Raw genomic sequence first — 16,997 nt, 5'->3', positions numbered from 1 at the left:
CCCCCTGGCGGGGCCGCCGCCCCGGCGACTGGCGCGGCTCCCTCGACCGGGCCGCCTACGAGCACGGCGTACGGGCGATCCGCGGCCACATCGAACGCGGCGAGGTCTACCAGGCCAACCTGTGCCGGGTGCTGACCGCGCCCCTGCCGGACGGCGCCGACCCGCTCGCGCTCGCCGCCCGGCTCGCCGAGGGCAACCCCGCCCCCTACGCCGCCGTCGTCCAGGTGCCCGGGCTGAGCGTCGTGTCGGCCTCGCCGGAGCTCTACCTGTCGCGCGACGGCGACGTCGTCGAGTCCGGCCCCATCAAGGGCACCGGCGTCACGGCCGGCGACCTGCTGGAGAAGGACCACGCCGAGAACGTGATGATCGTCGACCTGGTCCGCAACGACCTCGGCAGGGTCGCCGCCGTCGGCTCCGTCGAGGTGCCCCGGCTGTGCGCCGTCGAGGAGCACCCCGGGCTCGTCCACCTCGTCTCCACCGTGCGCGCCAGGCTCGCGCCGGGCGCCGGCTGGCCCGAGCTGTTCGCCGCCACGTTCCCGCCCGGGTCCGTCACCGGGGCCCCCAAGTCGTCGGCCCTGCGCATCATCAATGAGCTCGAACCGGAGCCGCGCGGGCCCTACTGTGGGGCAGTGGGCTGGGTCGACGCCGACCGGGGCACGGCGGCGCTGGCCGTCGGCATCAGGACGTTCTGGATGAGCGGCGGCGAGATCCGCTTCGGCACCGGAGCGGGCATCACCTGGAGCAGCGACCCCCGGCGAGAGTGGCTCGAAACCGAGCTCAAGGCGTCCAGGCTCATGGCACTGGCATCCTCAGGAGGAAATCGATGAACATCCCGGTCTGGGTCAACGGAGAGCTGATCGACCCCGCGCAGGCCACCGTCTCGGTGTTCGACCACGGGCTCATGGTCGGCGACGGCGTCTTCGAGACCGTGAAGATCGTGCGCGGCGAGGTGTTCGCCCTCACCCGCCACCTCGACCGGCTCGCGCTCTCCGCCCGGCGCATGGACCTGCCCGAGCCCGACCTCGACGCGATCGCCGACGGCGTCGCCAAGTGCGTCGGGGCCGCCCCCGCCTGGGCGCTCGGACGCATCCGCATCACCTACACCAGCGGGCCCGGCCCGCTCGGCTCCGACCGCGGCGACCAGGGCACCACCTGCGTCGTCATCGTCGACGAGCAGAAGCTGTTCCCGGCCACGGCCAAGGTCACCGTCGTCCCCTGGCCGCGCAACGAGCGCGGCGCGCTGTCGGGCGTCAAGAGCACCTCCTACGGCGACAACGCCAAGGCCCTGGCCTACGCCAAGGCGCGCGGCGGCGGCGAGGCCGTCTTCGGCAACCTGGCCGGCAACCTGTGCGAGGGCACCGGGTCCAACATCTTCATCGTGCGCGACGGGCGGCTGCTCACGCCGACGCTCGAGTCGGGCTGCCTGGCCGGGGTCACCCGGGCGCTGGTCGTCGAGTGGTTCGGCGCCGAGGAGGTGGACGTGCCGCTGAACGCCCTCTACGGGGCCGAGGAGGCGTTCCTCACCTCCACGACGCGCGACGTCCAGCCGATCAGCCTCGTCGACGAGACCGAGCTGCCGGTCGCGCCCGGGCCGATCACGGCCAAGGCCATGCGCGTCTTCGCCGAGCGCTCGGCGGCCGACCTCAACCCCTGACCCGCCCCCGGGCTTCGGTTGGGCGGCAGCGATCATGAGGCGAGCGGAGACGTGATGACGGGGCAGGACGGGACACCGGCGCGACGGCGGCGGAGCAGGCTGCTGCTGGGCGCGGTGTCCGTCGCGGCCGGGGCCGCCCTCGTGGCCGCGGGTACGGCCTGGTGGCAGGGCGGCGGCGCGCCCGCCGCGACGTCGGCCGTCGTGCGGCCCCTGCCCGCCACCGGGTCGCCGGCCGCCACGACGCCGGACGCGCGCTCGCTCGCCACCGCGTTACGGCAGGCGCTGGCGCGGACCCCGATGGCCGACTTCGCGTACGAGGGCGGGCTGTCGCAGAGCGACTTCTACGCCGACGCCCGGGGCCGCCTGGTCCACGCGCCGGGCGGCGCCGACCTCGCCATGACCGTCACCTCGCCCGCCTCCGAAGGCGAGCCCGCCGAGGTGACCGTCCGGCGGGGCCGCCCCGGCGAGGCCCGGCCGGGCGTGGCCGACCACGCCCGGGTGATCGCCGTCCTGGCCTCCGCCCGGACCGCCGCCGAACTGGCCGACGCCACCACCGGCCTCACCCGTACCGGAGATGTCTACCGCGGGGAGGTGCCGGCGGCCGGCGCGCCGCAGCACGTCCAGCACCTGCTGCGGGAGATCGCCGGCGGGTGGAGCGAGGAGGAGCTGGCGAGGAGCACGCTCGTCTGGACGGTCACGCTCGGCGAGCGGGGCCTGCCGGCGCGGTTCGCCGTGGAGTGGCGGGCGCCGATCCAGGGCGCGGTGCTCACCTCGTCCTGGACCACCGCCTACAGCGGCTGGCGCGCCGGGACGATCGCTCAATAGCTCTTCTGCGTCTGGACGTTGAAGTCGGCCATGTCGACCTCCTTGGCCGGGTCCGTCAGCGGGTCGTCGATCCGCAGGACGTCCAGGCCCTCCCTGATGTCGGCCGAGTACACGTACCCGTTGTAGTAGTAGGCCGACCAGGAGCCCGCGATGCCGGCGTCCTCACCCTCGAACGGGCCGCGCTCGAAGTAGCCGATCTCCTTGGGGTTTGCCGAGTCGGTGAAGTCGAGGAACGACACGCCGCCCTGGTACCACGCCTGGACCATGATGTCCTTGCCCGGCACCGGCAGCAGGGAGCCGTTGTGGGCGACGCAGTTCTCGTCCTCCTGCTGCTCGCGCGGGATCTTGAAGTAGCCGCGCTTGTGCAACTGGCCGTCGGCCAGGTCGTAGATCGCGTCGGCGCCCTTGGTGGCCGGCGTGCCGCGGTCACAGGTGGGCGCCGAGCCGCCGCCGAGCTCGTCGGTGAACAGCACCTTGGTCGCGTCGTTGTTGAACGTCGCCGAGTGCCAGATCTGGAAGTTCTCCTGGTCGCTGACCTGCTGCAGCACCTTGGGGCTGAGCGGGTCGGCGATGTCCAGCAGGAAGCCGTCGCCGAAGCAGGCGGCCGCCGCCAGGTTCTTCTCCGGGTAGGCGGTGATGTCGTGGCAGCCGGTGCCGTTCTCCTGGCCCTGGATGGGCAGGTCGGGCGCGGCCGCCACGCGGGCCGACCCCGGGTCGCCCAGGGGGATCTCGACGATCTGCAGCAGCTTGTGCGGCGGCGGGCAGGTCGTGGACTCCGGCTCGGGCCCCGGCGAGGAGACGTACACGTACAGCTTGTCGTCCTTGGGCACCATCGTGTGCGTGTGCGAGCCGCAGTCGGTGGCCACGGCCGACACGAAGCGGGGGCTGGACTTGTCGCTGATGTCGAAGATGCGCAGCCCTTCCCAGGCGCGCTCCTCGTCGGTCGAGTCGCAGCCCTCGCCGCTGCGCGGCTCGTCCACCGAGAGGATCAGCAGGTTCTCGTACACCGACACGTCGTTCTGCTGCGCCGGGCAGGCCACCTGGCTGACCGTCTTGGGGCTGGTCGGGTCGCTGATGTCGAAGACGGTGAAGCCGCCGAAGTTGCCCATGTACGCGTAGTCGCCCTGGAAGGCCAGGTCGGTGTTCCAGTCCATCGGACCGTTGAGCGGGGCGGAGCGCGGCACGTTCGCCACGTGCTTGACGTTGTCGCTCATCCGGATCTCGCCCGGCGGGATCGCGTCACCGGCCGGCGTCTCGGCCCCGGAGCTGGGCGGCTCGGCCCGCGGTGGTAGCTCCGGGCCCGCCGAGCATGCGGATACGAGCAGAAAGGCCGCACACAAGGCGGCCCCCCGTAGCCTGGCGAAGATCACGCCTGTCCCCCTCGTTTCATAGCTCAGTATGGAAGCTATGCCAGCGAGGTCCGGAATGCGCGCGCTATTGGTCACAGTTCTGACGCTGAACGCCCTGGCAGGCTGCTCGCAGGGGGCGAATCAGCCGTCCGCCGTCGGCACCGGCGCGCCCGTCATCGTGCCCGGAAGCCCCGGCGCGCACGGCCGTACGGCCATGCCCGGAGAGCGTGTCGGCCAGGGGGCGGCCACCCCCGCCGCCGCGGACGTCCGCTTCGCCGAAGGCATGATCCCGCACCACCGCCAGGCCCTGGAGATGACCGGCCTGGTCGCCAACCGCACCCGCACGCCGGCCGTCCGCAGGTTCGCCGACCAGATCGCCCTCACCCAGCAGCCGGAGATCGACCTCATGACGGGCTGGCTCGCCCTGATCGGCCGCCCCGCCCCCGCCCGGCACGCCCACCGGGGCGGCGACGGCTACGGCATGGCCACCGAGGCGGAGCTGAAGGCGCTGCGCGCGGCCGAGGGCGGCGTGTTCGACAGGATGTTCCTGCAGCTCATGATCCGGCACCACGAGGGCGCGGTGAAGATGGCGGGGGAGGAGCTGGCCGGGGGCAAGGACCAGCGCATGCGCATGATGGCCAGGGACGTCTACGCGGGCCAGAGCATCGAGATCGCCCGGATGCGCAAGACCCTGGCGGAGCTGCCCGCCTGACTCAGGACGGCCAGAGCATGTTGGTCAGCTCGGCGTCCAGGTCCATGTAGTCGGTCTCCCGGCCGGCCGGCACCTTCTCGTACGTCCGGTGCAGGAACTCGGTGAGCGGGGCCAGCGGCACCTCGAAGAGCGCCTGCCCGAACGGGGACGTCAAGCTGATGTGCAGGGTCCGCTCGCCGTCGTTGCGCGCCGGCCACACCTGCACGTCGCCGTCGCCGACCCGGCGCACGATGCCCACGGTGAGCAGCTCGCGGGCGAAGATCCACTCGACCGGTTCGTCGTTCCCTACGTGGAAAGCCATGCGGATGGCGTACGGGTCGTCGGCTGTGTAGCTCAGCCCGGCGAGCAGGGGGACGGTACTACGGTCGGGGACCACAAGCCGAAGGCCAAGCTCGGCGGAGACGGTGGTGCTGTTCATCGTCAGCCAAACCTTTTCGTCGTAGGTCCCCTCTACGGGGCTTGCACTGCTCCGGCGCACTTCGCCCTGAGCTATGACGCGGAACGAAGAAACCTGTAGGAAAGATTCCGCTCCGAGGGCCTTCTGTAACGCAACTCACAGCTGGACATTTGGGCATCTACCTGGCTAAACGGCATCAATCGGGTCGTATTTGCAAGGGTTTTGCGTGTTGTGGAGCCAGTCCCGGCGAGCGCACCAAGAACGTTCCTGAGATTGATCACGGTCCGCGTCTACCCGGGACACGACGATGGTATGCCACCGGGCCCTCCTGCTGACGGGCAACCGCCGCCTTTCACCCGAATCCACACGGTCACCTCCCCGTGCCCCCGGCAACCGTTTCGCCAGCGGGGCTCGGAGTGCGGTATGGTTTTCCCCGTCGGCACCGCGAGGAGCCGCACAGGGCGGGCGATTAGCTCAGCGGGAGAGCGCTTCGTTCACACCGAAGAGGTCACTGGTTCGATCCCAGTATCGCCCACCAGCTCAGAGGCCGGTTCCAGTCTTGGAACCGGCCTTTTTGATCTTCCGGGTGACGAACTGAGTGACTTACGGGTCCTCGGATGCGTGGTCCTCTGAGGCAGGGACGATGCGGTCCATGAGCGCAGCCCCTTCCTGCGTCACGGGGGCCCGTCGCCGGCGGAGAGCAGGGAGACGAAGCTGTGCCGTAGTTCGCGCGGAGTCCGCTCCGGGGCGGCTTGGCTGACGTGGCGCCTGCGGAATGATCCCCGCGGGCGCGGGCCGGCTACCTGGAGCGGACCGGCGTGAGCTGACGGCAGGGACCGTTGAAGTAGCGGCCCTGGTTGATGCGGGCACTGATGTCACCAGCGGTGTTCAGCACCATCAGATCGGCCTGGGCATCCCCGCTGAAACTGGCTCCACCGCCGCCCGACGAGCCGCAGTTACGGCTCTCGACGTGGCGCCACGTCCTGCTGTGGCCGGTGTAGGTCGTGCCATTGAAAGTGACGGTCTTGCGCTGCGTGTCCGCGCCGCCCCACGAGGCGGTGGAGCCGGTTGAATAGGCCTGCTCGTAGTGCAGGTGAGGGTGGTTGTTCGCCTCGACGCCCGTCTTGCCGACCTTCCCGATCGTCTGGCCGGCACGGACTCTGTCGCCCTTGCTGACCGCCCGGGAGTCCAGGTGAATCGACGTGGTGAACCAGCCGCCGCTGTGCTTGATCTGGACCAGGTTCCCTCCGTTGTCGTGGAAGAAGGACTGGACGACTGTCCCGTCAGCGGAAGCGACCACCGTGGCGCCGAGTGTGCCGTGCTGGTCCGGTTCTCGGCATCTGGAAGTTCGGCTTGGCTGCCGTCGCCGTAGCGCCGGCCGCGCCCGTCGGGGCCCCCGCCGGCGCTGTAGCCAGGCCCGTCGCCGCGATGGCGACCGCGGCGGCCAGGCTATGGCGTCCTCGCGTCTGGTTGGACGGGCGCCCGCGGACAGGCGGCCGTCAGGTGGGGAGTGCTGGGTGATGTGGAACCCCGGGGGTCGCCCTGAGCAGGCGAAAGGGGTGATCTTCCACGCAGGCAGACGCTACGCATCGGCGGTACGACCTCGGTACGAGCCCGGTATGAACGCGGTATGAACGCGGAGTGCGCGGCAGATGAAGCAAGGGCCGTGGTGTTCTCATGTTGCCGTCCAGCCGTGCAGCCGATGGTGCCTCTGTGACCGTTCAAGGTCCGGGGGCGGCGGCCGGTGACGGCATGCCGTTGACGCTCGGCGGGCAGACACCCGCCGCGGTGAAGTTCGTGATGAACGCGCGATGGGCCGTCGCCCTGCTGCCGCGCACCGGCGTGCGGTCCCTATCGCTGTCCGGCAGCGACTTTTCCTGGCCGGATTCGGCCCCTCCACACTCTCGTGGCCATCCTCGGGGCCGATGGATGGCCGGGTTTCTTCAGCGCGTTCGGCCGGCCTCAGAGTGCGGCTCGCGCTGTGGTCACGGACGGGGTGGCCTGGCGGAGGCTGGTCCGTACGACTTCACGCTGCCGGCGATCGCCGCCGTGATCGCCGTCAGGGCGCAGAATATGGTCGCCAGCCCTGCGGCGATGCCGTTGATCTTGTCGAAGCCGAAGAGGAACTTGAGCTGGGTACCGAAGGGCGTGCCGTGCAGCAGCGGCGCCAACGTGAGGTTCGCCACGACGAAAAGCGCGCAAAGCGCGCACAGTGTCCAAGCGCCGGGAATCCTGCGGGCGACCGTGAACCCCGCTGCGACCAGCAGTGACCCGGCGCCGATGATGCCGCCGAGCACGTTCTGCAGCACCAGGCTGGACCAGTCGTCATGCCTGACGGCGTAGAGGGCGTCGTTGAGCGCGAACCAGACGAGCAGGCCGATGGTGATCAGCGCCAGGACGCCGGCGATCATCGCCGCCGCGGTGTTGGCCTTCGGCCTGGGCGGCGTCGCCAACGGGCTCGGCCCGCCACCCCACGGCGCGGGTCCGCCGACCATCGGCGGCTGACCATGCTGAGGAGGAAATCCGGGCTGCGGCGGATCCGGCTGCATGCGCACTCCCTCGCGCGGTTCGGCGACACAATCTGCCGCCCCGTCATGGTCCGCGATCATCGTAGCGAAGGGTGGCCGTACCCCGTGGGTCTACGGCGAGGTGTTCGTCGAGGGGGGCCTGGCGCCGATGCTGTCGTCGGAAACGTCTCGGTATCGCCCCACAAGTTCGTGGCTCGCCAGGGTCAAGCCTGGAGGAGACTGCGAAGGGCAGACGGACTCGCTGGAGGAGACGTGAGCACTTCCCGCTCGTGCCGCCGCTTCTACGCCAACGGTTCGGCCTGTGGCGTACCGACCACGTACCACGACGGGTGGTGCAGGGAATGCGACGGCTTCACCACCTCCACCCCGGAGCGGAGCGGCCGCACACCCCCGCCCTACCGGTTCGGCGAGATCCGCGCCGTCTCCGACATACCGGTGCGTCCCAATGACGTTGCGGAGATCGTGTGCGTGCACCGCGCACCGCTCAACCAGTTCCGCGACCGCCACCCCGGCACCTCCTACGGCGAGGCCGACACCCAGATCCGCCGCCTGCTGTACGACCTGCTCCGCCACCCCGCGGACGCGAAGGCCACCCGGAGCGTCTCGGGGCAGTGGGCGTTGACCAGCGTCCGCCCGTACGGCTTCAGCGTCCTGCTCACATCTGACGGCAAGGCCGTCACCGGCTACAGCACGAAGCACGCCGAGCGCACCTACGCCCAGGTCAAGGCGGGAGTGCGGACCCGCACCGGAACACCGAACAGCGCCAGGCCGGGCAGAGTCGGCAAGGGCCTGGCGCAACGGGTCCGGGACGGGCTCGTGCCGGAAGACACCGCCCGTGCCGCCGCCCTGGAGAAGGGTGAGAAGGTCGCCGCCGCGTTCGAGCGGCACCTGCGGCGAGCCCTCGCCAAGCGGGAGCCCGCCGACACCGCCGGCGAGGTCCAAGGGGACGAACTACGCGAGATCGTCACGATGGACCCGGACGGCACCGAGGCGGCGGGCCAGCCCCGGTGCGGCACCGGCGGAGGGACGACACCTTGAGCGACGACCGAGTCCATGGCCGGCCTCCTCGCCGCGACCCGGGCGGAACGGCTCCGGTCACGCGAGTCCGCACTGCACGGCCCCAAGATCACCGGTACGCGGGCCGCGGCCCTCGAAGGGTTGCGCCGTCTCGACGGCGTGCACGCCCCCCGGGGGGACGCTTCCGGAGTCGTGGACGGGGATGCCACGCCGATCCGTGAACTCCCGCCCGGCGAGGCGGAACGCCGGCGGAAATCTGCTCAGCGCTGACGGAGCCGCGTTTTGCCTGCTCTTGGCGGCTGTGCTGCCACCGTTGAGTATGAACACGCCGGGGGACGAGCGGTGGCTGGCAGGAATCCGCGACCATGCCGCGCGGCTCGCGTTCCCGGAGTGGGAGCCGCGGCCCGACGACTGGACCCACCTGCACACCGGCGTCTCCGATGACGGCACCCCGTACACCGAGGTGTCGGTCTACCGGGCGGGTGACGGCGGTGGCCATGTCCGCATCTGCTACAGCCGCTTCGCCGGGAACGAGCTGGCCGCGTTCTGGACACGCCTCATGCGTGAAATCGCCGAATAGCTCGGGCTGTTCTCCGCTAGATCGGGATATAGGAAGATCAGGCGTGACGAGATGGGCAGGAGCGCCGATTGGCCGTTCTGACGTGCGCGTCAGAACGGGTCGCGGTGGGGCGACCTGACGTACGCATAGGATGCCGCGCATGCAGCGTCCCCTCGCCCATGGGCTGGCCGTCGGCCTGCTCGCCATCCTCTGGATCGGGCTCGTCGGCGGCGTCGTGCTCGTCTGGCGGAGCGACACCGCCCCGTTCGAGATCTTCGCGGGGGTGTTCTGGAGCTCGGTCTGGTACTTCTGGCTCGGCCGGATCTGGCTGGGCGGGGCGATGGCGATCGGGCTGATGCGCAAGGCTCTCCTCGCGATCTGCCCGATCATGATCGGCGGCTGCGCGCTGGCCATCGGGATCTCGGACGGCGAGGTGTACCCGTCGCAGCTGATCGGGGTCGCCGCCGCGCTGTGCGGCATCGCCGGCGGGCTGCTGCTCGGCCGGGCGGACGTCAAGCGGTGGAGCCTGTCCGTCGTCGAGACGGAGATGGTCCGCCAGCCGCCCGACGGGACCGCCTTCGACCTGCGGGCCGCCGCGCTCCGGCAGAACCGGGGGATGTTCGGCTGTCTGATGATGGTGATCGCCGCGGCCGTACTGATCGTGGTCGGCGTCATCGGCGCGATGCTGCCCGAGGACCGGGGGGTGAACGCCCCCGATTACATCGCCTTCATGGTCGGCGTGGTGCTGGTGGTGGCCATCGGCATCGCCGGATACATCCGGATCAATCTGCGCGCCAAGGCCATGGGCGTACTCGTCGTCACCGAGCGGGGCCTCGACGACCACCCCTGGCCCAGGTTCCGCTCGGCCGCCCTGTCGTACGTGGGCGAAGCGGTGGTCGTGGACGGGGTCCGCAGGTATCCGGGGGCGCGGCTCGACCTGTCCCTGTACGACGAGCCGGACATGCGGCACCGCCCCCTGCCCAACGACGCCCTCCTGCACGGCTCGATCGCGTCGGCGCTGGAGACGCACAGCCCCGACGGCGTGTTCCTCGGCTGGGTCCAGCGGGACAAGGAAGGGTGAGCGCGCAGGCGGGGATCAGGCCGGTCACGATGAACGTTTCACGCCCGCTCGCCCGTCGGCCCTGGTCGTGCCCGTCCCCGCCGCGCGCGAGGGGGCGTACCTGTCGGAGCCGGTGGAGCGGATGCGATAGTGCGAGCACGCGGCCGTGAGCCGGTCCGTGATCTGCGGGTTCACCTGACGATGCCCTTGGAGGAATCGGATGCCCAAGGTACGCGCCCTTCTCGTCTCGGCCGCCCTGGCGACCGGCGTGCTGCTGTCCATGACCACCGCCCCCGCGCAGGCCGACAGCATCCGCTACGCGTACTACATGCAGTCCGACTGCTACAACGGGGGCAACCTGGGCATCCAGTGGGGCTGGTGGACGTCGTTCCGATGCTCCTACGAGAACGCCGGCGGCAGCCAGTGGTTCTGGTTCCTCTACGCCTGAACCGGGCGACGCCCGCGCACCGGGTCAGGCCCGCGTGGGCAGCTCGCCGAGCCGGTGGGCGACGAGGACGGGGCTGTTGTCGGCCTTGTAGTGGAACACCCCGATCGGCGCCCTCGCCGGATCGCCCTTGTCGGTGAAGTCGATCGGGCCGCTCACGCCGTCGTAGTCGATGTCCCGGCCGGAGGCCAGCAGCCGGGCGCAGGTCCCGAAGTCGGTGCACCGCTCGCCGGAGCGGGTCACGCCGGGCATGGCGCGGGCGATGCCCTTCGGGTCGTCGCGGCCCGCGGCGACGGCGGCCAGGGCGGCGACGATCGTCGCGTCGTACGCCTCGGGCGCGTAGGTGAAGTCCGTGGGCGCGGAGTCGACCGAGAGCAACCGTTCCCGGAAGGCGGCGGCCACCCCGGCCCCCGCCTGGGTCGCCCTGACCCCGGTGAGGGTGCCCCGGGGGAAGGCGGTGCCGCTCTGCCCGGAGGACAGGTAACCGTCGGTGAAGTACCACGTGTGGTCATCCGTGCCGAGCCCCTGGCGGACCAGCTCGCGGGCGACGGCCTCGGTCTCGGTGAAGCCGGCGACCACGATCGTGTCCGGGGCCGACGCCCTGATCCTCGCCACCTCGGTGGCGTAGCTCGCGTCGGCGGTGTCGTAGGTCTGGACGCGGACCCGGTCGACGCCACCACGGGCCAGCGACCTGCGGATGTGTCCGCTCAGTCCCGTTCCGTAGGGGTCGTCCAGCGCGAGGATGCCCACCCGCCGGCCACCGTCGTCGCGGATGAGCTCGGCGACGACCTCGCCCTGGATGGCGTCCGGTGCCGCCATGCGGAAGAACAATCCGTCGTCGCCGGCGTGGGTGAGCTGGTCGGAGGTCGCGGTGGGGGAGATCTGCACGACTCCGGCGTTCCTGACCTGGTCGATCGTCGCCATCGACATCGAGGACGTGACCGGACCGATCACCACGTCGTTCCTCCCGGAGATCAGCTCGGCCAGAGCCCGCGTGCCGAGGTCCGGCGAATCGCCCGAATCGACCTCGGTCCCGATCGCCTTCCGGCCGAACACCCCACCGGCCGCGTTGACGTCGGCGATGGCCAGCCGGACCCCCGCGGCCATCGGGCGATGGAAGAACTGCAGCCCGCCGCTCTTGGGCACCAGCGCTCCGAGCCGTAGCGTCCCGTCGCCGCCCACGGCCGTCTGCCCGCCACCCGTGCCGTTCCGGGAGACGGGCGCCGGGGCCCAGGCGGCGACGGCCACACCGGTCAGCGCGAGCACGACAGCCCTCCTGACCAGGACGCTTCCCATGCGCAGGCGGTGACGCGGCCGCTCCGCCCGGCCGAGATCCGCCGGCTCCCGGTCCGGGGTGACCTCGGGGCCGTCAGCGCGGTCGCCGGCCGGAGGCAGGTCCGCCGTGCGCAGCCGTCTGACCGCGTCGGCTGCCGAACGGTTCGCGCTCCGCATCCCGGCCATCCCCACCAGCAGGTCCCGGTAGGCCGTGTCCCAGGCCTGACGATCCGCGAGCTCGCCGGGCAGCGACCGGCCGGTTTGCCCGGCGATACGCAGACAGGTGTCGACGAACACCTCGAAATGCTCCTGGCGCGGGCACACCGGCCGGGTTCTGCTGATCATCCCGTCGATGGTGCTGCGCTTCAGCCGCAACGGCGGCCGGCCCGCGCGGCGCCTCGGCGTAGCGGCGCTGGCCACCTCCAGCTCCCGGACCGACACCTCCACGGCGTCCTTCAACGCCCGCAGCCGCCGGGCGAAGCCCGCTCGCGCATCCGGTTCCATCCCCATCCGGCCGCCCCCGTCGGATCACGTCGCGTCCCTGTCCCCGGAGTGTCCGGTGGTGCCGGACACCCTCCCCTAGTCCGGAGCGCGGTGCCCCGCCTGCGGATACATGGGGGCCCGGACGAAATCGTCCGGCCGCGTCGCCGGACACCCACCCCCGCGGCGAAGGTGATGGACGCAAGCTCATCCACACCTGTGTCACTCGCGACAAGGAGTTCGGGAAACCCATGAGAAGCACACACCTCGCTCTCGCCGCAGCCGGCCTGCTCGCCGGGGCGCTCTCCACCGGAGGCGCGGCCGCGGCGTCCGCCTCGGCCTCGTCGGCCGGGTCCGTCGTCTGGTTCCAGATCATCGCCGAGCACAGCGGCAAGTGCCTGGACGTGGCCCACGCCAGCACCGCGCACGGGGCCGACGTGATCCAGGGCACCTGCGGCGGCCCCGGGTCCACCACCAACCAGCAGTGGCGCATCCAGTACGCCGTCAACAACGACGGCCCCGCCCGCTTCATCGCCCGGCACAGCGGCAAGTGCCTGGACGTGGCCCACGGCAGCACCGCGCACGGGGCCGACGTGATCCAGGGCACCTGCGGCGGCGCCGGCGCGGGCAACAACCAGTACTGGACGCAACGCTCGGTCCCCGGCGGAGCGTGGCCGGGCACCTGGTACCCGGTCCGCCTCGTGGCGCTGCACAGCGGCAAGTGCCTGGACGTGGCCCACGCCAGCACCGCGCACGCGGCCGACGTCGTCCAGGGCACCTGCGGCGGCGCCGGATCCGGGAGCAACCAGATCTGGCGGCTCAAGCCGGTCGCCGTCACGGGGTGAACGGCGTATCACCGACGGGGGACCGGGGCCCGGCCCCGGTCCCCTTCCGCCGCTTCACGCGGGCCGCAGGCGCCGTGCAAGCGGGAACCGGTCCACTAGCGTCGCCGGAACGGACCAGGCCGGCCCTCGGGGCCCGCCTCTCAGCGTGAGGAATCAACGATGGCGTCGACCGTCTTCGGGATGCTCGCCGTGCTCGCGGTGATCGTGGGCGTGGTGATGTTCCTCGTTCTGAGGCGGCGGCCGCACACCCGGGTGGGCGCGTACGCCACGGCCGTGTTCTCGTTCCTGGTCGCTGGGGTGCTCGCCATGGGCCACTTCTCGTTCGCGGGCCTGGAATCGGCGGCGCTGACCACCTTCGCGCCGGCTGACCGCGCGACGGCGCTGCCGTGCGAAGCCACGGTTCTGCGGGCCGACAAGACCGGCAACAAGCTCAACGGGCGTTACATCTGGTGGTTGCGGCTCCGGGTGACCCCGCGAACCGGCAGCCCGTACGAGATCGAACGGACGGCGCGGCTCACCCCGGCCATGGGGGAGCGCCTGGAGCGGGGGAACGTCGTGCTCGCCTGCCTGACGGCTCCCGCGGACCGCACCCGGATCGAGATCGCCGCCCTCGCCTGAGCCTCCGCTACGCGGCGCCGGGAGGGAGCGGTCCGCCGGGTTCGTGACGGTCGGACTGGAGCGCCTGGTGGTGCAGGTCGCGCTGTCTGAACATGTCGATCAGCACCTGGACGGGCATGCCGGCCTCGGTGGGATGCCGGAAGTGCCGGTCGGGCCTGAGGTGGTAGTGGTTGCGGCGCCCCACCCGGATGCGCTCCAGGTAGCCCGCGTCCTCCAGGTCGGACACGATGCCCTGTGCGGCTCTCTCGGTGATGCCGATCCGGGAGGCGATGTCACGAATCCGCACCTCCGGGTCCGCCGCGATCGCCAGCAGCACACGCGCGTGATTGGTGAGGAACGTCCAGGCCGAGCGCCTGCCAGCATCATGATCCATCGCGACGTCATTGTACCGGACGCACGAGTGTCCCCAGAAGCATTTATACCGAAAGATTTTTCCGGTAAACTTCTCCCTATGATGGTGAACGGAACCGGCGAGCCGACTCGGCCAGAGGAGTGTGCCGCCGTCCGTTCCCCAGCGTCAGCGGCCACCGGCCTCGTGCCGCCCGAGCAGGTGCTTTATGTCGATCATCAGTTGCGCATCACCTGCACGATGACGCCCGCCTTGACGACGATCCGGCTCACGGGCGAGATCGACGTCACCAACAGACGCGAGATGCTGTCCACGCTGACCCAGGCCCGGCGGATCGACGACCGGCTCATCGTCGACGTCAGCAATGTGACGTTCGCCGACATCTCGGTCGTCAGGGCGCTGATGGGCTTCGCCGCGGACGGCGCGGCCCAGGTCCGCAACATTCCCGTCCAGATGGCCAGGCTGATGCACCTGCTGAACCTGCCCGCCTTCGACTGACCGGCCGAGCGCGGATCTACTCCCCCCACTTCTTGACGGCCTCGTAGTACGTCTTGGCGAACCCCATGCAGGCCGCGGTCTTGATGGCGTTTCCGGCGGCCCGGCACACGACGGTCATGTCGTAGTAGAACGCCTTGTCCACCTGCGGCTTGTAGATGTCCTGCCAGGCGGACGAGCTGACGAGATGCTTGGTGTTGGCGTACCCGAAGTCGTGACGCGCGCACGGGGTCTTGAAGTTGAATCCGCCGGGCTTGTCCGGGCTGTTGTCGCAGCCGTCGGTCCTCCAGTTGAACTGGTACTGGGCGACCCAGGCCTGGCTCTGGTTGCTGCGCATGAGGGCCCACTCGTCATAGCTGGCCTTCGTGTTCTTCGTGATCGCCTTCGCCTTGGTGGCCCTGGCCGCCTCCGACAGGTCCAGCGACGTGGCGCCGGCCTCCATCGACGTGGTGAACAGCGCCGTGGCGGCGAGGGCGAGCACGGTCATCACCCGGGTGCTTCTCATGGAGGCTCTTTCCGCGAAAGGGATCGACGGCCGATTCCCGGCCGGGGAAAGAGTCGCAGCGGCGTCTGCCGCACCTCAAGAAAACCGTCCCGGAACGGCCCTCGGACATACCGCCCGCATACCGGCGGCCGGCCCGCGGGGCGTTCCTGATCACCACGCACGCCCCGCCACCGGCACGTGCCCATCGCCGACAGCCCGCACGACCCGCCGTGCGCTCGCCGTTCGCGGCGACGGGGTGCCGGGTCCCTGACCGGGGGCTTCTAAGGTGGGGGTGTGCTGAGGGCCTGGAGTGCGGTGGCGGGGGAGTCGGCGGCGGCGCGGGCCGCCGGGGCGGAGCTGGTGGCCCGGTGGAGCGAGCGGCATCGGCGCTATCACGACCTGGCCCACCTGCGAGCCGTCCTGGCCGCGCTGGACCTGCTGGACGACGAGGCCGGCGACCCCGTGGCCGTGCGGCTGGCCGCGTGGTTCCACGACGCCGTGTACGAGGGGCGGCCGGGCCGGGACGAGGAGCGCAGCGCCCAGCTCGCGCAGGCGATGCTGCCGCGCTGCGGCGTGCCGCCCGCGCGGGTGGCGGAGGTGGCCAGGCTCGTCCGGCTGACCGCCGCGCACGACACCGTCGCGCGCGGCGACCGCAACGGGGCGGTGCTGTGCGACGCCGACCTGGCGGTGCTCGGCGGCGACGGCTACGAGGCGTACGCGCGGGCGATCCGCCAGGAGTACGCCCACGTGCCCGACGACCTCTTCAGGCGGGGCCGCGCCGAGGTGCTGAGCCGGCTGCTGGCCGTACCGAGGCTCTATCGCACGGCCGCCGCCCGGGAGCTGTGGGAGGAGCGGGCGCGCGCCGCCATGGCCAGGGAGCTCACCGAGCTCCGCGGGGCTTGCGGCGGCGCAGGCCCGAGGCGATGAGGCGGTGCAGCAGCTCGCGCGAGCTGACCGGGTGCGCGCCGAGCGACACGGCGTGCGCGTGCGCCGTCTCCGGCACGTCGTAGTGGTCGCGGTCGAAGGCCCGCTGGGGCACGCCGAGCAGCACGGCGAAGGCGTGCAGCTCGTCGAGGGAGCTGTCGCTGACGAGGTGCGACCAGAGCAGGCCGCGAGGCCCGGGGAAGTTGGGCGGGTCGATGAGCACCGTCACGACGTCAAGGGTAGGACCCGTCCGCGTACGGTGAGGTCGCCCAGGTCGGCCAGCACGACGTCGGCGCCGTGCGGGAGGCCGGAGCCGTCGCGGCCGACGGCCACCACGAGCCCGAAGCCGCCCCTGCGGCCCGCCTCGATCCCCGGCAGCGCCGCCTCCACGACCGCCGCCCGGGGCGCGGGCAGCGCGAGGCGGCGCACCGCTTCCAGGAGCAGCGCCGGGTCGGGCTTGCCCGGCAGGTTCATCAGCGCCGCGTCGGCGCCGTCGACCAGCACGTCGAACAGGTGCGTCACGCCCGCCGCCCCGACCAGCCTGCGCCCGTGCAGGCTCGCCGACACCCCGGCCGTGCGGGCCCCGCGGCGGCGCAGCTCGTGCAGCAGCGCCACGGTGGCGGGGAACGCGGCGACGCCGTACTTGTCCACCTCGCCGAGGAAGACCTGGTCCTTGGCCAGGCCCAGCCCGTGCACGGTCGGCGCGCCCGGCGGGTCGTCGGCCGCGCCCTCGGGCAGCGTGATGCCGCGCGAGGCCAGGAACGTGCGCACCCCGTCGAGGCGCGGCCGTCCGTCGACGTGGCGCAGGTAGTCGCCGCGCAGGTCGAACGGCTCGGAGCGGCCGCGCAGGAACGCGTCGAAGACGTGCTTCCAGGCGGCCGCGTGGCCCCGGACGGTGTCGGTGACCACGCCGTCGGTGTCGAACACGACGGCGCCGATCGCGGTCAGGTCGATGACAGGCTCGTTCACACCGCGAACGTA

21 protein-coding genes and 1 tRNA gene are annotated in these 16,997 nt (G+C 71.4%); 13 read left to right on the top strand and 9 right to left on the bottom strand.

All coding sequences use genetic code 11. The features are described from left to right. The 3 genes from ADY59_RS33080 to ADY59_RS33070 all read left to right on the top strand — a co-directional run. Nucleotides 1-827, top strand: an 827-nt coding sequence (locus tag ADY59_RS33080) for a chorismate-binding protein (protein ID WP_049570615.1), incomplete at its 5' end; no start/stop codon positions are given. Next, the gene (locus tag ADY59_RS33075; RefSeq protein ID WP_082310593.1) at nt 824-1,654 is read left to right on the top strand and encodes an aminotransferase class IV; all 831 of its coding nucleotides are present in this window, start codon (nt 824-826) and stop codon (nt 1,652-1,654) included. The genes ADY59_RS33080 and ADY59_RS33075, both read left to right, overlap by 4 nt. Nucleotides 1,655-1,708: 54 nt before the next feature. After that, nucleotides 1,709-2,479: a hypothetical protein gene (locus tag ADY59_RS33070; protein WP_049570613.1), complete on the top strand. Its 771-nt coding sequence runs from the start codon at nt 1,709-1,711 to the stop codon at nt 2,477-2,479. Here the strand turns inward: ADY59_RS33070 and ADY59_RS33065 are convergent. Next, nucleotides 2,473-3,693: an LVIVD repeat-containing protein gene (locus tag ADY59_RS33065; RefSeq protein WP_197093974.1), complete on the bottom strand. Its 1,221-nt coding sequence runs from the start codon at nt 3,691-3,693 to the stop codon at nt 2,473-2,475. The genes ADY59_RS33070 and ADY59_RS33065 overlap by 7 nt on opposite strands. Nucleotides 3,694-3,904: 211 nt before the next feature. Between ADY59_RS33065 and ADY59_RS33060 the strand changes: the two genes are divergently transcribed. Next, nucleotides 3,905-4,540, top strand: a complete 636-nt coding sequence (locus ADY59_RS33060) for a DUF305 domain-containing protein (RefSeq protein WP_082310592.1) — start codon at nt 3,905-3,907, stop codon at nt 4,538-4,540. Between the two features lies 1 nt (nt 4,541). Here the strand turns inward: ADY59_RS33060 and ADY59_RS33055 are convergent, their stop codons facing one another. Then, complete coding sequence (locus tag ADY59_RS33055) at nt 4,542-4,958, bottom strand: SsgA family sporulation/cell division regulator (RefSeq protein ID WP_049570603.1); 417 nt, start codon at nt 4,956-4,958, stop codon at nt 4,542-4,544. A gap of 442 nt (nt 4,959-5,400) precedes the next feature. On the opposite strand from ADY59_RS33055, the gene ADY59_RS33050 reads away from it, so the two are divergent. Further along, nucleotides 5,401-5,475: transfer RNA gene (locus tag ADY59_RS33050), tRNA-Val, on the top strand. Nucleotides 5,476-5,736: 261 nt separating this feature from the next. On the opposite strand, the gene ADY59_RS51775 is transcribed toward ADY59_RS33050, so the two are convergent. Beyond that, on the bottom strand, nt 5,737-6,390 hold the full coding sequence (locus tag ADY59_RS51775; protein ID WP_331459549.1) for a M23 family metallopeptidase: 654 nt from the start codon (nt 6,388-6,390) through the stop codon (nt 5,737-5,739). A gap of 532 nt (nt 6,391-6,922) precedes the next feature. After that, a complete protein-coding gene (locus ADY59_RS33040) occupies nt 6,923-7,486 on the bottom strand; it encodes a hypothetical protein (protein ID WP_082310590.1) in 564 nt (187 codons plus the stop codon). Between the two features lie 231 nt (nt 7,487-7,717). On the opposite strand from ADY59_RS33040, the gene ADY59_RS33035 reads away from it, so the two are divergent. The 4 genes from ADY59_RS33035 to ADY59_RS33020 all read left to right on the top strand — a co-directional run bounded on the left by ADY59_RS33035 (nt 7,718) and on the right by ADY59_RS33020 (nt 10,549). Beyond that, a complete protein-coding gene (locus ADY59_RS33035; protein ID WP_049570596.1) occupies nt 7,718-8,503 on the top strand; it encodes a hypothetical protein in 786 nt (261 codons plus the stop codon). 298 nt (nt 8,504-8,801) lie between these two features. Continuing rightward, nucleotides 8,802-9,062: a hypothetical protein gene (locus ADY59_RS33030; protein WP_049570591.1), complete on the top strand. Its 261-nt coding sequence runs from the start codon at nt 8,802-8,804 to the stop codon at nt 9,060-9,062. 139 nt (nt 9,063-9,201) lie between these two features. Then, nucleotides 9,202-10,122 carry a hypothetical protein gene (locus ADY59_RS33025; protein ID WP_049570590.1) on the top strand — a complete coding sequence of 307 codons (921 nt, stop codon included), beginning with the start codon at nt 9,202-9,204 and terminating at the stop codon, nt 10,120-10,122. A 199-nt stretch (nt 10,123-10,321) separates the two neighbouring features. Beyond that, nucleotides 10,322-10,549, top strand: a complete 228-nt coding sequence (locus ADY59_RS33020; RefSeq protein ID WP_049570588.1) for a hypothetical protein — start codon at nt 10,322-10,324, stop codon at nt 10,547-10,549. Between the two features lie 24 nt (nt 10,550-10,573). On the opposite strand, the gene ADY59_RS33015 is transcribed toward ADY59_RS33020, so the two are convergent. Next, complete coding sequence (locus tag ADY59_RS33015) at nt 10,574-12,325, bottom strand: ABC transporter substrate-binding protein (protein ID WP_049570586.1); 1,752 nt, start codon at nt 12,323-12,325, stop codon at nt 10,574-10,576. A 227-nt stretch (nt 12,326-12,552) separates the two neighbouring features. Between ADY59_RS33015 and ADY59_RS33010 the strand changes: the two genes are divergently transcribed. Next, nucleotides 12,553-13,146, top strand: coding sequence for an RICIN domain-containing protein (locus ADY59_RS33010; RefSeq protein ID WP_049570581.1), 594 nt, complete (start codon nt 12,553-12,555; stop codon nt 13,144-13,146). A gap of 159 nt (nt 13,147-13,305) precedes the next feature. Beyond that, on the top strand, nt 13,306-13,764 hold the full coding sequence (locus ADY59_RS33005) for a hypothetical protein (protein ID WP_049570574.1): 459 nt from the start codon (nt 13,306-13,308) through the stop codon (nt 13,762-13,764). Between the two features lie 7 nt (nt 13,765-13,771). Here ADY59_RS33005 and ADY59_RS33000 read toward each other — a convergent pair whose 3' ends face one another. Then, nucleotides 13,772-14,137 (bottom strand): helix-turn-helix transcriptional regulator, encoded by a 366-nt coding sequence (locus tag ADY59_RS33000; RefSeq protein WP_063780861.1) that lies wholly within the window; start codon nt 14,135-14,137, stop codon nt 13,772-13,774. A gap of 216 nt (nt 14,138-14,353) precedes the next feature. On the opposite strand from ADY59_RS33000, the gene ADY59_RS51770 reads away from it, so the two are divergent. Continuing rightward, on the top strand, nt 14,354-14,611 hold the full coding sequence (locus ADY59_RS51770) for an STAS domain-containing protein (protein WP_197093973.1): 258 nt from the start codon (nt 14,354-14,356) through the stop codon (nt 14,609-14,611). A 16-nt stretch (nt 14,612-14,627) separates the two neighbouring features. Here ADY59_RS51770 and ADY59_RS32990 read toward each other — a convergent pair whose 3' ends face one another. Next, the gene (locus ADY59_RS32990; RefSeq protein WP_063780860.1) at nt 14,628-15,113 is read right to left on the bottom strand and encodes a phospholipase A2; all 486 of its coding nucleotides are present in this window, start codon (nt 15,111-15,113) and stop codon (nt 14,628-14,630) included. Nucleotides 15,114-15,386: 273 nt separating this feature from the next. Between ADY59_RS32990 and ADY59_RS53510 the strand changes: the two genes are divergently transcribed. Continuing rightward, a complete protein-coding gene (locus tag ADY59_RS53510; RefSeq protein ID WP_053175399.1) occupies nt 15,387-16,019 on the top strand; it encodes an HD domain-containing protein in 633 nt (210 codons plus the stop codon). Here ADY59_RS53510 and ADY59_RS32980 read toward each other — a convergent pair. Together ADY59_RS32980 and ADY59_RS32975 are read right to left on the bottom strand one after the other, a co-directional pair. Further along, entirely contained in the window at nt 15,973-16,245 is a 273-nt protein-coding gene (locus ADY59_RS32980) for a DUF4031 domain-containing protein (RefSeq protein WP_049570569.1), read from the bottom strand. The genes ADY59_RS53510 and ADY59_RS32980 overlap by 47 nt on opposite strands. Next, nucleotides 16,242-16,985, bottom strand: a complete 744-nt coding sequence (locus ADY59_RS32975) for an HAD family hydrolase (protein WP_049570567.1) — start codon at nt 16,983-16,985, stop codon at nt 16,242-16,244. Before ADY59_RS32975 ends, ADY59_RS32980 begins: the two co-directional genes overlap by 4 nt. Nucleotides 16,986-16,997: the final 12 nt, after the last annotated feature.

It is taken from the genome of Nonomuraea sp. SBT364 (assembly GCF_001083785.1).
Classification (GTDB): Bacteria; Actinomycetota; Actinomycetes; order Streptosporangiales; family Streptosporangiaceae; genus Nonomuraea.
The sequence above is the reverse complement of the archived record's forward strand: the minus strand, read 5'-3'. Positions and strand labels throughout refer to the sequence as shown.

Coding starts and splice junctions, on each gene's coding strand:
- ADY59_RS33070 (WP_049570613.1), top strand. CDS start 1,709: ATGACGGGGCAGGACGGGACACCGGCGCGACGGCGGCGGAGCAGGCTG.
- ADY59_RS33030 (WP_049570591.1), top strand. CDS start 8,802: ATGAACACGCCGGGGGACGAGCGGTGGCTGGCAGGAATCCGCGACCAT.
- ADY59_RS51770 (WP_197093973.1), top strand. CDS start 14,354: ATGACGCCCGCCTTGACGACGATCCGGCTCACGGGCGAGATCGACGTC.
- ADY59_RS33065 (WP_197093974.1), bottom strand. CDS start 3,693: ATGAGCGACAACGTCAAGCACGTGGCGAACGTGCCGCGCTCCGCCCCG.
- ADY59_RS33040 (WP_082310590.1), bottom strand. CDS start 7,486: ATGCAGCCGGATCCGCCGCAGCCCGGATTTCCTCCTCAGCATGGTCAG.
- ADY59_RS33020 (WP_049570588.1), top strand. CDS start 10,322: ATGCCCAAGGTACGCGCCCTTCTCGTCTCGGCCGCCCTGGCGACCGGC.
- ADY59_RS33005 (WP_049570574.1), top strand. CDS start 13,306: ATGGCGTCGACCGTCTTCGGGATGCTCGCCGTGCTCGCGGTGATCGTG.
- ADY59_RS33025 (WP_049570590.1), top strand. CDS start 9,202: ATGCAGCGTCCCCTCGCCCATGGGCTGGCCGTCGGCCTGCTCGCCATC.
- ADY59_RS33055 (WP_049570603.1), bottom strand. CDS start 4,958: ATGAACAGCACCACCGTCTCCGCCGAGCTTGGCCTTCGGCTTGTGGTC.
- ADY59_RS33015 (WP_049570586.1), bottom strand. CDS start 12,325: ATGGAACCGGATGCGCGAGCGGGCTTCGCCCGGCGGCTGCGGGCGTTG.
- ADY59_RS33010 (WP_049570581.1), top strand. CDS start 12,553: ATGAGAAGCACACACCTCGCTCTCGCCGCAGCCGGCCTGCTCGCCGGG.
- ADY59_RS33075 (WP_082310593.1), top strand. CDS start 824: ATGAACATCCCGGTCTGGGTCAACGGAGAGCTGATCGACCCCGCGCAG.
- ADY59_RS32990 (WP_063780860.1), bottom strand. CDS start 15,113: ATGAGAAGCACCCGGGTGATGACCGTGCTCGCCCTCGCCGCCACGGCG.
- ADY59_RS33060 (WP_082310592.1), top strand. CDS start 3,905: ATGCGCGCGCTATTGGTCACAGTTCTGACGCTGAACGCCCTGGCAGGC.
- ADY59_RS33000 (WP_063780861.1), bottom strand. CDS start 14,137: ATGGATCATGATGCTGGCAGGCGCTCGGCCTGGACGTTCCTCACCAAT.